The following is a 14,994-nucleotide window of genomic DNA, read 5'->3' as shown; positions in this document are numbered from 1 at the left end:
TGTGCTCTCTAATTTGAGAAACCAAACACAGACTGCCATGGTGTTTGTGACTCATGACTTACGTCTAGCTCGACTCATTGCTGATCGGGCCATCGTGATGGATCAAGGCCGCATCGTCAGCGAATCCATTATGGATCGTTTGCTTACTGAGCCTGAGCATCTCATCGCCCAAGCTCTTGTTAAGGCAATGATTTAATGAATAAACCAACTGTGATTTTGCAGTATGAAGGCAATGGCATACATCATGGGCCACTTCGCATAACGGCACAAACAGGGCAGATCGTACAGATCTGGGGAGCGTCAGGCTCAGGAAAATCGACTTTGCTCTCACGAATTTGGGGAAGTCGAAGCTTAGGAACGGCACACTTGTGCATACGAACCCACGATCAGCAGTTCACACCAAGCACAATGACACCCGCCCACTTTGCATTTCTACGCTCACGATTAATGTCGTACGTAGGGCAACATCCTACCGTACTACCTCGCGAAAAACTTGTGGATTGGTTTGCTCTAGTCCCCACAAAGACAGTACTCGACGGACTAAGACTGCTGGACCTCTCTCCTAGCTTACTCTCTCGCTATGCCTGTGATGTCTCTGGTGGTGAACTACAGCGTTTTATGTTGCTTCACGCTTATTTTTCTTCTCCTCCAATCTTACTTTTAGATGAGCCCTGTACAGGATTGGATCCAGAGCGTAGTCATCAGGTGAGCACGCTTTTATTACAGGCTAAAGCCGCTCAGAAACTGGTTATTTACACCAGTCATACGAGTGCCAGTTGGGTGGATCAGTCAATCTCTTTAGACGGTTAAACCGTCTACATTTAAGGAAGGTGCGAATAAGCGGGGAAATTCTTCTCGGCTGACTCAGTCATTTCATTTCTTCATGTTTGAGCCGATTTTTTCTCCCGTAAATGCCTTGAATCAGCCTATTTAGACCGTTTCTTCGCCATTTAAGGCGTTATCCCCAGTTTTTAGTGAGATCTCTCCCACTGACGTATCATTTGGTCCGCCCGAAACAGGTTGGCCAGCGTGAATAACATCGCCAGTTGGTTATCGTTTTTCAGCAACCCCTTGTATCTGGCTTTCACGAAGCCGAACTGTCGCTTGATGATGCGAAATGGGTGCTCCACCTTGGCCCGGATGCTGGCTTTCATGTATTCGATGTTGATGGCCGTTTTGTTCTTGCGTGGATGCTGTTTCAAGGTTCTTACCTTGCCGGGGCGCTCGGCGATCAGCCAGTCCACATCCACCTCGGCCAGCTCCTCGCGCTGTGGCGCCCCTTGGTAGCGGCATCGGCTGAGACAAATTGCTCCTCTCCATGTAGCAGATTACCCAGCTGATTGAGGTCATGCTCGTTGGCCGCGGTGGTGACCAGGCTGTGGGTCAGGCCACTCTTGGCATCGACACCAATGTGGGCCTTCATGCCAAAGTGCCACTGATTGCCTTTCTTGGTCTGATGCATCTCCGGATCGCGTTGCTGCTCTTTGTTCTTGGTCGAGCTGGGTGCCTCAATGATGGTGGCATCGACCAAGGTGCCTTGAGTCATCATGACGCCTGCTTCGGCCAGCCAGCGATTGATGGTCTTGAACAATTGGCGGGCCAGTTGATGCTGCTCGAGCAGGTGGCGGAAATTCATGATGGTGGTGCGATCCGGCAGGGCGCTATCCAGGGATAATCGGGCAAACAGGCGCATGGAGGCGATTTCGTACAGGGCATCTTCCATGGCACCGTCGCTCAGGTTGTACCAATGCTGCATGCAGTGAATACGCAGCATGGTCTCCAGCGGATAGGGCCGTCGGCCATTGCCCGCCTTGGGATAAAACGGCTCGATGACAGCGGTCATATTCTGCCATGGCAGAATCTGCTCCATGCGGGACAAGAAAATCTCTTTTCTGGTCTGACGGCGCTTACTGCTGAATTCACTGTCGGCGAAGGTAAGTTGATGACTCATGATGAACCCTGTTCCATGGCTCCAGATGACAAACATGATCTCATATCAGGGACTTGTTCGCACCTTCCCTAACAATTCATCAGCCAAACTAATAATCTCGCGACAACGCTCAACAGCGCGATCCTTGGGCATCACCCGCAACTGCCCTTGCTCAATCGCGGCAATTTCCTGATCAATCCGCGCCCGTTCCTTCAGCAAACGATCAATACGGCGGAATTTATCCTTATCCGTATCCTGCGCCAAATCCTGCAATTGCGAAATTACTACCGACAAACGGCTTTCCGTTGCCCTTGCATGCGGTTGCAGCAAACCCATCACAAAACGGATCGCGTTTATTCCGGCACCGGATAATTCATACACCTCTTCCGCTGCACCTTCGGGAAAAGAACGTAATAAATACCCCTCCGCCAGCCAAGCACTTAAATACAACTGAGCCGTTTGCGGCAAATCCTCCCCCTGCGCACGCAGTAAAGCCAAATCTCGATCAAAACGCTCCAGCAAAACCGAAGCCGGCAAACTGCGCTCATTATCGTATAAATACGTCTGCAATAAAGCGATAATCACAGGCGCATGATGCGCCGCCAATAAACGCCACACCGCCTGCGTGCGCAAACGCTGATAATGAGCAAGGGTTTTCGCCGCCTTCATAGCATCTCCGAAAATATATTCACCATCTAAAAACAGACAAGCGCCGTGCGCCGCATAAAGCCGGCGGCAACACGCTTTACATCATTATAAGCCAAGGCTACAATCGGCTGCTACCGTCTCAATTTCAAGGAGAAAACATGCGCCGTTTACCCGTTTATTTATTGGTCGATACCTCAGGTTCTATGCATGGCGAGGCGATTGAAGCCGTGCGCAACGGACTGCAAGTATTAGTCTCCGCCCTGCGCCAAGACCCCTATGCGCTGGAAACCGCCTATTTATCCGTTATCGCCTTTAACAGCGAAGCGCGCCAACTCACACCGCTTACCGAACTGATGAACTTTCAGGTGCCGGATATTCAAGCCAGCGGCACTACCGCGCTCGGCGGCGCATTAAGCCTGTTGGCGGATTGCATCGAACGCGAAGTCATCAAAGGCAATGCCGAAACCAAAGGCGATTGGAAACCCGTCATCTTTCTACTCTCGGACGGCTCGCCGACCGATAATCTGCAAAGCGGCATCGAGGCTTTGAAACGCGTCAAAACCGGTACTTTCGTCGCCTGCGCGGCAGGTTCTGCGGCAGACAGCAACACCTTAAAGCAAATTACCGAAACCGTTGTATCCCTCGACACCGCCGACGCCACTTCCATTAAGAGCTTCTTCAAATGGGTCTCCTCCTCAATCTCCGTCTCCAGCCAAAAAATCGAGCTGGGCAAAGAGCCGAACGGCTTAGACGAACTGCCGCCTCCGCCGCCGGAATTGAATGTGGTTTTATAATCCCCCGCCACCGCCTTTGTCGCGGTGGCATTTGATACTAAATAAATGAAAAAATTAAATGATAGAATTAATAGGAAATTGGACAAAAGGTTTTGCATTGGATTACCACATGCAAAACAGCATTTTTCTTGGATACAGCGAACAAGGTCATCCGCAATTTGAAAGCAAACGCAGTATGATTGGCGAATGGCTTTTCCAACTCAAATATCGTAATCAAACACAAAATGCCAAATTACTTGCCGATTGTATTATTCATAATTTTTCAGGTTTAGAGACGATTGACGTGATTGTGCCGGCGCCATTTACGCAAGAGCGAATCAATCAACCTGTTCCGTTGATTGCACAAGCATTAAGCAACAGCTTAAACATTCCCTATCATCCGATTTTACGAAAATCAAATAACCATACAGCACTGAAAAACATTCAAGACAAAGCGCAAAAATTAGCCATTTTAAAAAACAGCATTACAATTGATGATATTGATTTAAGCAGTAGAAAAATTCTTTTATTAGACGATTTATTTGATAGCGGCGCAACATTGGAAGTGTCCACCGAAAAATTATTTACTCAACATGCAAAACATGTATTTACAATTACATTAACCAAAACAAAAGGATAAATTATGTCAATTATCTTTTTTTCAGGTTCTAGAAGCATCACCCGACTAAATGCGGATATCCGCCAACGAATTATAAATAATGTAATTAAAAATCAATTTGACATTGTACTCGGCGATGCCAACGGCGCAGATAAGGCTTTTCAAAAATTATTTGCAGAACAACGCTATGATAAAGTGCAAATTTTTTGTTCTGGGACAACATTTCGCAATAATTTGGGAAATTGGCAGGTTAACTTTGTACCATCTAATCAAAAAGGTAGAGATTTTTACACAGAAAAAGATAAGAAAATGGCGACAATTGCCGATTATGGATTTATTCTATGGGATGGCGAGAGCATCGGATCTTTAAACAACATCTCGGAATTGTTGAATCATAAAAACCCCTCTCTCATTTACCACTCGCCCAACAAACAATTTTTAGATATAAAATCTTTTAAAGATTTAAAAAACATTATTGACTACCAAAATAAAAACTTAATCAATGATATTTTAAAAAAAGGCAATCTTTACTTAAAGCAACTGGTAACACCACAATTTAGTTTAATTTAAATATTGATAATTATGTCCAGACGATTACTCACTTATATCTGCATCGACACCTCTGGCTCGATGCGCGGCGAGCCGATTGAGGCGGTCAATAACGGTTTGGCGGCGCTAATGGCGGCGCTCAGACAAAATCCCTACGCGCTGGAAAGCGTGCATTTAAGCGTGATTACCTTCGACAGCCACATCAAAGAAGTGCTGCCCATGACTGCTTTAGAACAAGTCGTCATGCCCGAAATCGTCTGCCCCGAAAGCGGCGCGACTTTTTTAGGCGCCGTGCTTGAACACGTCATTGCCGCCGTGCAGCGCGACCGCATCGTCGGCACCGCCGAGCAAAAAGGCGATTGGCGCCCCATCCTGATTGTGCTGACCGACGGCAAGCCCACGGATTTGCTGGTCTATAGCGAAGCCCTTGCGCCGCTGAAAGCACTCGGCTTCGGCAATATCGTTGCCTGCGCGGCAGGCCCGAAAGCTGATGTCAGCTATTTAAAACAATTGACCGACACCGTGGTTTCCCTTGATACCATGGATGCCGCCTCATTCGGCAAATTCTTCCAATGGGTATCCGCCGCCATCTCGGGCAGCAGCGTCAGCGTGGGCAATCCCAATGCCGATAATCATCTGCCGCCGCCACCGCCGGAAATCAATATCGTGCTGTAATCACCTATCGGAGAACCCCCTATGCAAACCCTAGTCGCCGGCGCAAACGCCAATTTATCCGCCTCTTCTCTGCTCATCCGCATAGACAGCGGCGCCAATATCGATGTCGCCGCCTACCGCCTTTCCGCCACGCAAAAAGTACGCGGCGACGGTGATATGATTTTCTACGGACAAACACAATCCGATGACGGCAGCGTCCGTTTTTCGGGCAATGAACGCCGCGGCGAATTCAGCCTCGATTTAGCTGCGCAACCTGCCGCCATCGAGCGCATCGCCATTGCCTTTTCTGCCGCCCTGCCCGTCTCACAACTAGGCAGCGTATCGCTGACAGTATTAGAAAACGGCAGCCCCACTTTGCAATGCCCTGTGGAATTAAGCCATAGAACGGAAAAAGCCCTGATTTTGGGTGAATGCTACCGCCGCAACGGACAATGGAAATTCCGCTTTGTCGCGCAAGGCTTTAACGGCGGACTCAAGCCCCTATCCGAACATTTCGGCGTGGAAATCAGCGATGATGCCCCTGCGCCCAATCCGCCGCCCGTCCCCAGCTCGACGGCTAATCCACGCCTCAATTTGCAAAAAATCACTTTAGATAAGGCGAAATCTTCTTTAACGCTGGAGAAAAAAGCCGATTTCGGAAAAATCCGCATCAATCTGAATTGGCAACGCGGCGATGCAAAAACACAAAGCGGCGGTTTTCTCAAATCGCTTTTAGGCGGCAGTCAAGGCATTGATTTGGATTTGGGCGCTTTTGTGCGGCTGAAAAACGGACAGCAAGACTGCGTGCAGGCTTTGGGCGGCAATTTCGGCAGTTTGAGTCAGGCGCCTTTTGTGCATTTGCGCGGCGATGACCGCACGGGCGATGTGGCAGAGGGCGAATGGTTGGACGTAAACGGCGCACAATGGCAGCAGATAGATGAAGTGCTGATTTATGCCTTTATCTATCAGGGTATCCCGAATTGGGACGCGACCGACGGCGTCGTAACCCTATATGTGCAAGGGCAGGAAATCGAAACCCGCCTGACCGACGGCAATGCACGCCACCCGATGTGCGGCATTGCGCGCTTGGTCAATCAAGGCGGCGCGATTCACATCGAGCGGATTAACCGCTATTTCAGCGGACACAAAGAACTCGATCAAGCCTTCGGCTGGGGCTTCCGCTGGCAGGCGGGCAAGAAATAATTATCGGATTAGCCGCAGGAGAAGGAATGACATGCGCCGCTTACCTATTTTTTTAGTCATCGATGTCTCGGAAAGCATGATCGGCACGCCGCTGCGCGCCATGCAGGAAGGCATTTCCCGTTTAATCAGCGAATTACGCACAGACCCGCATGCCTTGGAAACCGTGCATCTATCCGTGATTGCTTTTGCCGGAGTGGCGAAAACCTTGGCGCCCTTAGTGGAATTATTCGCTTTCTATCCGCCGCGTTTGCCGATTGGCGCCGGCACTTCAATCGGCGCGGCGCTCAATCATTTGATGGATGAGATTGACCGCCAAGTGCAGCGCAGCAGCAAAGAACAGAAAGGCGATTGGAAACCGGTGGTGTATTTCCTGTCGGACGGACGCGCGACCGACAATCCGAACGCCGCCATTGCGCGTTGGCAGCAGCATTATCAGCAGCGGGCGACCCTAATCAGCATCGGCATCGGGCAATATGCGGATTTGAGCGTCCTGCAAAGCATCAGCAGCCACAGTCTGCGCCTTGAAAACAGCGATGAAAAAAGCCTGAAAAGTTTTATCGACTGGATTACCCAATCCATTTCCAGCTAAAGTCGCAGCTTAGGCATAGACGCGCCTCTGTCTTTGCATAAAAAAGATGAGAGTTTTGCCCTGTCTTTAGTCAAAGAATTGGAAGAAGCCGCTGCGCTTGATGAGAACTATGTGATTATCAGCGGCTTATGCAGCAAATCCAAATTGCCTTATTTGATGAAATACGAGCGCATGCCCGATATTGCCGACATTCCCTTTTTCAAAAACCAATCGCCGCAAGTCTATCGCTACACCGGCGTATTCCCTGTGGAAGCCGATTATACCGAGTGGTCGGATACGCGTCTCAACGCCAACACCATTGCCGCCTCGCATTTGGAAGGCGGCGGCGGTTGTCCGCATTGCGGCGCGGCTTATGCTTTAGCGACTTGCAGCTGCGGACAGATACTGTGCGTAGAGGGCGACGGCGAAGTCGTCTGCCCCGGCTGTCAGCAAACCATTTACATGGGCAGCGCCGAAGGCGATTTCGACATTGCCCGCTCGCGAGGTTAAACATGGATACCCAAGCTCTCAAACACGCGCTTAATCAATTGCTCGATTCCGCACAATTCGCCGCTTTTGCCTCCGAACACGCGGCATTGCTCGCCGAAGTGCAGACGGCTTGGCAGCAATTTCAGCAAGCGCAGACTGCTGCGCCGCCCGCTGATGATGACAGCGGCAGTTTGGACTCGCCGAAGCAGGAAAGCACGATTGCCGCCGATGTGATGCCGTTTACATCCGAACAAGAGGCACACAGCCCTACCGATTTGCCCGAAGCGCTCGACAAGACAGTCCTGCCGCCCGCCGAACCTTTGCTCATTACCGAAGCGGCAAATCCCGCTCCCGAAGCCATGCTCGGCAATACTTCCCATCAAAACCAATACAGCCCCGATACTATGCCGATTCATCCCAGCAAAGCCACCGCTCCGCCACCCGCCGCCCAATCTATCCGCAGCCTCAATTTGCTGCACAATGCCCAAGAAGGCAAAGCCTATGAAAGCCGCCTGAGCGCGGACATCATCGACGTGCAATTCCGCCCCGATTGCGGCTTACTATGGGACGGCGAAGAGCACCGCATTCACGGCAGCCCCAACCTCAGCGGCGACGTGCAGGTAGATTTTTATTTCGCTGACCGCCGCCAAGCGCAGCAAAAGCTCTACATCAATCCCAATCCGCAAAGCCTGTGGAAAAACCTGCCCAGCGACCCGCAGGCAAATTCGCCAAAACAGACAGCGCCCATGCCGAATTCGACACTGCCGCCGCCGCCCTGCTTGCCGCGCGCCTGCGCGGACGCTCGCATGCCCACGTCGGCAGCTTCTGCGATGACGACATCGCCTTTGCCTATTTCGAGGCGCAAGACATCTATCTGCTGACGGTTTCCGACGGCGCCGGCAGTGCCGCCTTCTCGCGCGAAGGCTCGCGTTTGGCGGTCAATGCCGTGCGAGACAGCATCGGCAAACTGCTGGCGGATACCCGACAAAATTATCACCGCTTGGCGGAAATGGACAATCGACAACGCCAAGCCACCGCCGAAGCCCTGATTACCGTCGCCGCCTATCAAGCCCTTGCCGCCCATCATCAAGCCCTTGACGAAGAAGTCAGCCTCAAAAGTCTGTCCTGCACCCTCTTAATCGCGCTGGTCTTGCCGCTGCAAGAAGGCGGATTTTTAAGCCTCAGCTATTGGGTAGGCGACGGTGCCATCGGCATTTACCGCCCCGAAACGCAGGAAATTGTCTTGATGGGCGAAAGCGATTCGGGCGCCTATTCGGGCGAAACCCGTTTTTTAGCCGCCGAATACGTGCAAGGCACAGGATTGCAGCAGCGCATTTACCGCCACATCAGTAAGGAATTGCCGCTGCTGTTGCTCATGACCGACGGCGTTTCCGACCCCAAATTTGAAACCGAAGCCCAGCTTGCCCAAGCCGAACATTGGCAGGCATTGTGGCAGGAACTGCAAACGCCGCTGCAAGCCGAGCATCGCGCCGCCGCCCTTGAAGAATGGCTGCATTTCTGGTCGCCCGGCAATCATGACGACCGCAGCATCGCCCTGCTTGTTCCCAAGCGCTACCTCGCCGCCACAGGAGATACGGCATGAGCAATATCGTTACGTTGACCGCCAGCAACGGCGAAACCATTCAATTTATCAACGAAATCAAAGCACAGGGCGGCATGAAAGACGTGATGTTCGCCCCCGACAAAAGCTATGTCGTGGCGTTTTTCCGCGACAAACCCGATGCGGCGATGCGCGAAAGACTGGAGATGATTACAGGACGCTACCGCGAGCGCATTTTCAATCAGGCCGGCGGCGACTATCTGCAAAACCTCTATTGCTGGCCGATCGCGGTGGTCGAGTATGAAGGACGCTTGGGCGTGGTCTCGCCTTTTTACCGCTCCTGCTTTTTCTTTGAGCACGGCAGCCGCAACAACGATATGCTCGGCATCAAAGGCAAGGACAAAGACGGCAAATGGTTCGCCAGCGCCAACAATCGGCAAAAATTTTTAGACGAACGCGAATTAGGCGATTGGATGCGGCACATCAAAGTTTGCATCATGCTGGCGCGCGCGGTACGCCGCATGCACATGGCGGGCCTAAGCCACAGCGATTTGGGCTATAAAAACTGCCTCATCGACCCCATCACGGGGCAAGCCTGCCTGATTGACATCGACGGCTTGGTCGTGCCGGGCGTGCATCCGCCCACCGTGGTCGGCACGCCGGATTTCATCGCCCCCGAAGTCGTGGCGACCGCGCATTTATCCAAAGACGATCCGATGCGCAAACTGCCCAGCCGCACCACCGATTTGCACGCTTTGGCGGTGCTGATTTACATGTACCTGCTCTACCGCCACCCCCTGCGCGGCGACAAAATCCACGACCCCGACGACAGTCAGCGCGACGAAGAACTGAGCATGGGCGAAAAAGCCCTATTTGTCGAACACCCCACAGACAGCAGCAACCGCATCAAAAGTAAGCATTTGAAACCTAGCGAACTGCCTTGGAAAGACACCGCCAAAATCCCCTACAGCGTCTGCGGGCCCTATATCGCCAAACTCTTCGAACGCGCCTTTATCGACGGTCTGCATCAGCCCGCCCTGCGCCCGACCGCCGACGAATGGGAAAACGCCCTGATTAAAACCGTGGATTTGCTTCAGCCTGCGCCAATCCGCGCTGCGAACAGAAATGGTATGCCTTCGACAACAGCCGAAGGCCGCATTGCCCCTTCTGCGGCACCGCGCATCAAGGCAAACTGCCGGTCTTAAACCTCTATTGCGCCGCGCCCAACGGCAGCTATCGTCCCGATAATCACCGCATCATGGTCTATAGCGGACAATCGCTGTTCAAATGGCATGCCGACAGCAACATCTTCCCCAATGAAAAAATCAGCGCCCAAGACGCCAAACGCATCGGCTATTTTGTGCTGCATCAGGGCGATTGGTGGCTAGTCAATGAAGGACTGCCCGAGCTCTATGACGTCGGCAATAAAAGCGCGGTTGCCATCGGCGATAAAGTCAAACTCACAGACAATGCCCAAATCCTCTTGCAAAAAGGACAGGGCGGACGCCTGATCATGGTACAAATGGCAGGACGGTAAGTTATTTTTTCAAGGCTTGGCATATAATGCGCGCCAACAGCCGCCGCTCTGGCGGCTGCCTTTTTCACCCCTCTTTACAGGATATTTATGAACGAGACTTTAGCGAGCACAAACAATGCTCTACCCTCACTCGGCTTTCCGATTGAAACCGTCTTAATCTTCGCGATTTTTTCCATCGGCGCCATCATCGTGGATTTATACGCCCACCGCGATGACAAACCCCTGTCCCTGAAAAGCGCCTCCATCTGGTCGGTTTTCTGGATTTTGGTATCGATTGCCTTCGGCCTCTATCTCTGGATGCACCACGGCAGCGCCTATGCCAGCCTCTTCTTTACCGGCTATGCGCTGGAAAAAGTGCTGTCGGTGGATAATCTCTTCGTCATGATGGCGATTTTCACATGGTTTAAAGTGCCAGACGGCTACCGCCACCGCGTATTGTATTGGGGCATTATCGGCGCCATCGCCTTCCGTATGGTCTTTGTGGCAATCGGCACAGGTTTGCTTGCCCTCGGACCTTATGTAGAACTGATTTTCGCCATCGTCGTGGCATGGACCGCCGTGATGATGCTTAAAAGCGGCGAAGAAGAGGAAGAAAACGAAGACTATTCCGAGCATTTGGCCTATCGCTGGGTGCATAAATACTTCCCCGTCTGGCCGCGCCTGCATGGACATAACTTCTTCCTCAATAGCGAAGAACTCGCCGCCGCGCGCGCCAAGCACCCCGACGTACATTTAGAGCTGGCAGGCGAAGCCTCAAACACCCTGAAAACAGCCATCCGCATCCGCTGAAAAAAGGCACATGGGTCGCCACGCCGCTCTTTTTATGCTTGGCGGTCATCGAATTATCAGACGTGATGTTCGCCTTCGACTCCGTGCCGGCGGTGATTGCGGTTTCTAAAGAACCCCTGATTGTCTATAGCGCGATGATGTTTGCGATTTTGGGTCTGCGTACCATGTATTTCGTTTTGGAAGCGCTCAAAGGCTATTTGGTGCATTTGGAAAAAGCGGTGATTGTGCTGCTCTTCTTTATCGCCTTTAAGCTCGGCTTATCCGCGACGAACCACATCTTCCATCACGGCTGGGACATCTCGCCCAATGCGTCTTTGATTGTGGTCTTAGTCGTTCTAGCCATCGGCATTGCCGCTTCATTTATTTTCCCTGAAAAAGATGAAGACGACGCAGCGCCGAAAGTCTAAACAAGGCCGCTTGTTTGACGCAGCGCCGAAAGCCTAAACAAGGCCGCTTGTTTCAAGCGGCTTCTTTTTATCCGCCAAGGCAGATACAATGTTTCAAGATGATGCTTTAAACACAGGCAAAAAAATGGCAAATAAATATCTAAGGAGTAGGAAATGGCAGTTAGCCTCAGCAAAGGTCAAAACGTATCCCTAAGCAAAACCGATCCCAGTCTCAAGCATATTTTAATCGGCTTAGGCTGGGACGCGCGCAGCAGCGACGGACAAGATTTCGATTTGGACGCCAGCGTTTTTATGACGGCGGAGAACGGCAAAGTGCCTTCCGACAGCCATTTCATTTTCTACAATCAATTGCAATCGCCCTGCGGCTCGGTCAAACACACCGGCGACAACCTCACGGGTGAAGGCGACGGCGATGACGAAAGTCTGATTGTCGAGCTGGAAAAAGTGCCGGCAAACATCAAATCGCTGTTGATTACCGTCACTATCCACGACGCCGAAAACCGCCGCCAGAATTTCGGACAAGTCCGCAATGCCTTTGTGCGCTTGGTCAATCATGAAAACGGACAGGAAGCGCTGCGCTTTGATTTGTCCGAAGATTACAGTACGGAAACCGCCATGGTATTCGGCGAAGTTTACCGCCACAATGGCGAATGGAAATTCCGCGCCATCGGGCAGGGCTATGCAGGCGGTCTGCTTGCGCTGTGTCAGCAATACGGCGTGAATGTCGGTTAATTTTTTACTCAACCTAACAGGAGAAACACTATGGCAATTAGTTTACAAAAAGGCGGTAACGTCAGCTTGAGCAAAGAAGCCCCAAGCATGAGCAAAATGATTATCGGCTTAGGCTGGGACGTGCGTGCTACCGACGGCGCCGATTTCGACTTGGACGGCAGCGCCTTCTTGCTCAATGAAAGCGGCAAAGTGCGTTCGGACGCCGACTTCATTTTCTACAATCAAAGCAAATCCGCCGACGGCTCCGTCGAACATACCGGCGATAACCGCACCGGCGAAGGCGACGGCGACGACGAGCAAATCATCATCGATTTAGGCAAAGTGCCGGCGGACGTACAGAAAATCGCAATTTCCGTCACCATTCACGATGCCGAAGCCCGCGGACAAAACTTCGGCATGGTTTCCAGCGCCTTTATCCGCTGCATCAATGCCGACGGCAATAGCGAAATCGCGCGTTTCGATTTATCGGAAGACGCTTCTGTGGAAACCGCGATGATTTTCGGCGAAGTTTATCGCCATAACGGCGAATGGAAATTCAAAGCCATCGGACAGGGCTTTAAAGGCGGCTTAGGACCTTTGGCAAAAAATTACGGCGTCAACGTCTAATTTATGAGCATTTTCAGCATTACGAGCGAAAACGATCCCTTCCTGCATATCAGCCTCGAGCAAGGCGAAAGCATTTCCTGCGAAAGCAATGCCATGGTCATGATGGAAAGCGCCTTAGCGCTTTCCGGTCGTATGCAGGGCGGGATTTTAAGCGCATTGGCGCGCAAATTGGTCAACGGCGAGAGCTTTTTCCAGCAGCACATCAAAGCGGTGCGCGGCAAAGGCGATTGCCTGCTCGCCCCCAATTTTCCCGGCGCGATTGAAGTGCTTAAAGTAGGCGAAACGCAATATAAAATCGCCGACGGCGCCTATCTTGCCGCCGATGAAGGCGTGGCAGTAACCGCGCAAATGCAAAGCCTCGGTACTGCCGTCTTCGGCGGCAGCGGCGGTTTTTCATCGGGCAAAGCAGCGGCAAAGGACAATTAGCCGTTTGCGGCTACGGCACCTTATTTACGCTTGACGTCAGCCCCGATAATCCCATAACCATCGACAACGGTCATGTGGTGGCATGGGACAGCCGCCTGCACTATGAAATCGCGCTCAATACCGGCTCGCAAAGCCGCGGACTATTGGGCAACATCGTCAACAGCATGACCAGCGGCGAAGGCGTAGTGCTGAAATTTTCCGGCAGCGGCAAAGTCATTATTTGCTCGCGTAATATGAAAATCACGCCCTTGGGCGCGATGAATTCACAATCCAGGAATTAAAATGGGTATCAATTTAGAAAAAGGACAGAAAATCTCGCTTGCCAAAGAAGCGGGCGGCGAATTAAACAGCGTTGTCATGGGCTTAGGTTGGGATGCGGTCAAAAAAAGAGGCTTTTTAGGCTTTGGCGGCGGTGGCGAAATCGATTTGGACGCCTCCTGCTTTTTATTTGACGAGCAAAACGAATTGCGCGATCTCGTCTATTTCGGACAACTGCGCAGCCAAGACGGCTCTATCCAACACAGCGGCGACAACCGCACCGGCGAAGGCGACGGCGACGACGAGCAAATCGCGGTAGCCCTCACGCGCATTCCCGCGCATATCAAAACCTTGGTCTTTACCGTCAGCAACTACACCGGACAAGATTTCAGCAAAGTGGAAAACGCCTATTGCCGCCTCATCAACGGACAAAACGGACAGGAAATCGCGCGCTACAACCTCTCCGCGCAAGGCAAGCACACCGCGCAAATCATGGCGAAAATCTACCGCCACAACGGCGAATGGAAAATGCACGCCATCGGCGAAAACAGCCAAGGCGCCACACCGGACAAAATCGTACCGCGCATTCTGCCGCATCTCTAATCCGCCACTTGATGACATTCAGACAGCTTCGCCTGTCTGAATTTTTTTATTCTTAACACCATGCAACAAACTCATCATCTCCCTACCGGCACTCTGCAACTCAATATTCATCATAGCGAACTGCCACCCGATGCGCTGTTCGGCATTGGCGCGCGAGACAATCCCAAACGCGCTTTTCTATTCGTCAGCAAAGTGCTGGGCAAGCATTATCCTGTCGGCACCGAAACGCTTGGGCATATTTATCAATCCCTTGCGGCAAAACTCCCTGCTCCCGAAGACAAAATCACGCTCTTTATCGGCATGGCGGAAACCGCCACTGCCCTCGCCCAAGGCGTCTTTGAAGCATGGCTGAAGCGCTATCCGCAGGCTCAAGCTCTATATCTGCACAGCAGCCGCCTGCGCGCGCAAGGGCATGCCCTCTGCGAATTTGAAGAAAGCCACAGCCACGCCAGCCGTCAATTACTGCATCTGCCCGCATCGCCGCGGCTATCGGCGCTTTTTCAGCAGGCGCAGCGCCTTGTGCTGATTGATGATGAGCTCTCCACAGGGCGCACTTTTCAGCAATTACATCAGGCATTGCAGCGACATTTGCCGCAGCCGCTCGAGCAGCATTGGCTCTGTCTGACCGATTTTTGCCGACAA

17 protein-coding genes and 3 pseudogenes are annotated in these 14,994 nt (G+C 52.0%); 18 read left to right on the top strand and 2 right to left on the bottom strand.

The features are described from left to right. Positions 1-195: 195 nt before the first annotated feature. Positions 196-810 carry an ATP-binding cassette domain-containing protein gene (locus A5N84_RS03980; protein ID WP_016239123.1) on the top strand — a complete coding sequence of 205 codons (615 nt, stop codon included), beginning with the start codon at positions 196-198 and terminating at the stop codon, positions 808-810. A 161-nt stretch (positions 811-971) separates the two neighbouring features. Here A5N84_RS03980 and A5N84_RS03970 read toward each other — a convergent pair. Next, positions 972-1,951 (bottom strand): IS5-like element IS5 family transposase gene (locus A5N84_RS03970; RefSeq protein ID WP_215253584.1). Its coding sequence is split into 2 segments (ribosomal slippage): positions 972-1,288 and positions 1,288-1,951, totalling 981 coding nucleotides; the frame shifts between segments, so codons are not numbered across the junction. Between the two features lie 45 nt (positions 1,952-1,996). After that, a complete protein-coding gene (locus A5N84_RS03960; protein ID WP_072281353.1) occupies positions 1,997-2,599 on the bottom strand; it encodes a DUF3375 family protein in 603 nt (200 codons plus the stop codon). A gap of 137 nt (positions 2,600-2,736) precedes the next feature. Here A5N84_RS03960 and A5N84_RS03955 point away from each other — a divergent pair, with 137 nt between their 5' ends. From A5N84_RS03955 to A5N84_RS13340, 17 genes and pseudogenes are all read left to right on the top strand, one after another. Then, a complete protein-coding gene (locus A5N84_RS03955; RefSeq protein ID WP_072281352.1) occupies positions 2,737-3,372 on the top strand; it encodes a vWA domain-containing protein in 636 nt (211 codons plus the stop codon). A gap of 58 nt (positions 3,373-3,430) precedes the next feature. Further along, the gene (locus A5N84_RS03950) at positions 3,431-3,991 is read left to right on the top strand and encodes a ComF family protein (protein ID WP_072281351.1); all 561 of its coding nucleotides are present in this window, start codon (positions 3,431-3,433) and stop codon (positions 3,989-3,991) included. Between the two features lie 3 nt (positions 3,992-3,994). Beyond that, positions 3,995-4,540, top strand: coding sequence for a hypothetical protein (locus A5N84_RS03945; protein WP_072281350.1), 546 nt, complete (start codon positions 3,995-3,997; stop codon positions 4,538-4,540). Positions 4,541-4,552: 12 nt separating this feature from the next. Further along, a complete protein-coding gene (locus A5N84_RS03940) occupies positions 4,553-5,194 on the top strand; it encodes a vWA domain-containing protein (RefSeq protein WP_072281349.1) in 642 nt (213 codons plus the stop codon). 21 nt (positions 5,195-5,215) lie between these two features. After that, a complete protein-coding gene (locus A5N84_RS03935; RefSeq protein ID WP_143324819.1) occupies positions 5,216-6,376 on the top strand; it encodes a TerD family protein in 1,161 nt (386 codons plus the stop codon). A 31-nt stretch (positions 6,377-6,407) separates the two neighbouring features. Beyond that, complete coding sequence (locus A5N84_RS13630; protein WP_198923771.1) at positions 6,408-6,965, top strand: vWA domain-containing protein; 558 nt, start codon at positions 6,408-6,410, stop codon at positions 6,963-6,965. Positions 6,966-6,998: 33 nt separating this feature from the next. After that, a complete protein-coding gene (locus A5N84_RS13625) occupies positions 6,999-7,454 on the top strand; it encodes a TerY-C metal binding domain-containing protein (protein ID WP_198923770.1) in 456 nt (151 codons plus the stop codon). Positions 7,455-7,456: 2 nt separating this feature from the next. Beyond that, positions 7,457-8,314, top strand: a complete 858-nt coding sequence (locus A5N84_RS11595; RefSeq protein WP_233119923.1) for a hypothetical protein — start codon at positions 7,457-7,459, stop codon at positions 8,312-8,314. Further along, complete coding sequence (locus A5N84_RS03920) at positions 8,209-9,036, top strand: PP2C family serine/threonine-protein phosphatase (RefSeq protein WP_233119932.1); 828 nt, start codon at positions 8,209-8,211, stop codon at positions 9,034-9,036. Before A5N84_RS11595 ends, A5N84_RS03920 begins: the two co-directional genes overlap by 106 nt. Then, positions 9,033-10,531, top strand: a pseudogene (locus A5N84_RS03915) (protein kinase domain-containing protein). Before A5N84_RS03920 ends, A5N84_RS03915 begins: the two are co-directional and overlap by 4 nt. Positions 10,532-10,618: 87 nt before the next feature. Further along, positions 10,619-11,727: pseudogene (locus A5N84_RS13345) on the top strand (TerC/Alx family metal homeostasis membrane protein). 153 nt (positions 11,728-11,880) lie between these two features. Beyond that, the gene (locus tag A5N84_RS03905; protein ID WP_072281345.1) at positions 11,881-12,459 is read left to right on the top strand and encodes a TerD family protein; all 579 of its coding nucleotides are present in this window, start codon (positions 11,881-11,883) and stop codon (positions 12,457-12,459) included. Between the two features lie 30 nt (positions 12,460-12,489). Then, complete coding sequence (locus tag A5N84_RS03900; protein WP_072281344.1) at positions 12,490-13,065, top strand: TerD family protein; 576 nt, start codon at positions 12,490-12,492, stop codon at positions 13,063-13,065. 3 nt (positions 13,066-13,068) lie between these two features. Then, positions 13,069-13,491 carry an AIM24 family protein gene (locus A5N84_RS11585; RefSeq protein WP_233119920.1) on the top strand — a complete coding sequence of 141 codons (423 nt, stop codon included), beginning with the start codon at positions 13,069-13,071 and terminating at the stop codon, positions 13,489-13,491. Continuing rightward, the gene (locus A5N84_RS11580) at positions 13,461-13,772 is read left to right on the top strand and encodes an AIM24 family protein (protein WP_233119931.1); all 312 of its coding nucleotides are present in this window, start codon (positions 13,461-13,463) and stop codon (positions 13,770-13,772) included. Before A5N84_RS11585 ends, A5N84_RS11580 begins: the two co-directional genes overlap by 31 nt. A 1-nt stretch (position 13,773) precedes the next feature. After that, on the top strand, positions 13,774-14,352 hold the full coding sequence (locus tag A5N84_RS03890; RefSeq protein ID WP_072281343.1) for a TerD family protein: 579 nt from the start codon (positions 13,774-13,776) through the stop codon (positions 14,350-14,352). A 60-nt stretch (positions 14,353-14,412) separates the two neighbouring features. Further along, positions 14,413-14,982, top strand: a pseudogene (locus tag A5N84_RS13340) (phosphoribosyltransferase domain-containing protein); the annotation flags it as partial. Positions 14,983-14,994: the final 12 nt, after the last annotated feature.

This window comes from Rappaport israeli (genome assembly GCF_001888055.1).
Taxonomy (GTDB): domain Bacteria; phylum Pseudomonadota; class Gammaproteobacteria; order Cardiobacteriales; family Cardiobacteriaceae; genus Rappaport; species Rappaport israeli.
The sequence above is the reverse complement of the archived record's forward strand: the minus strand, read 5'-3'. Positions and strand labels throughout refer to the sequence as shown.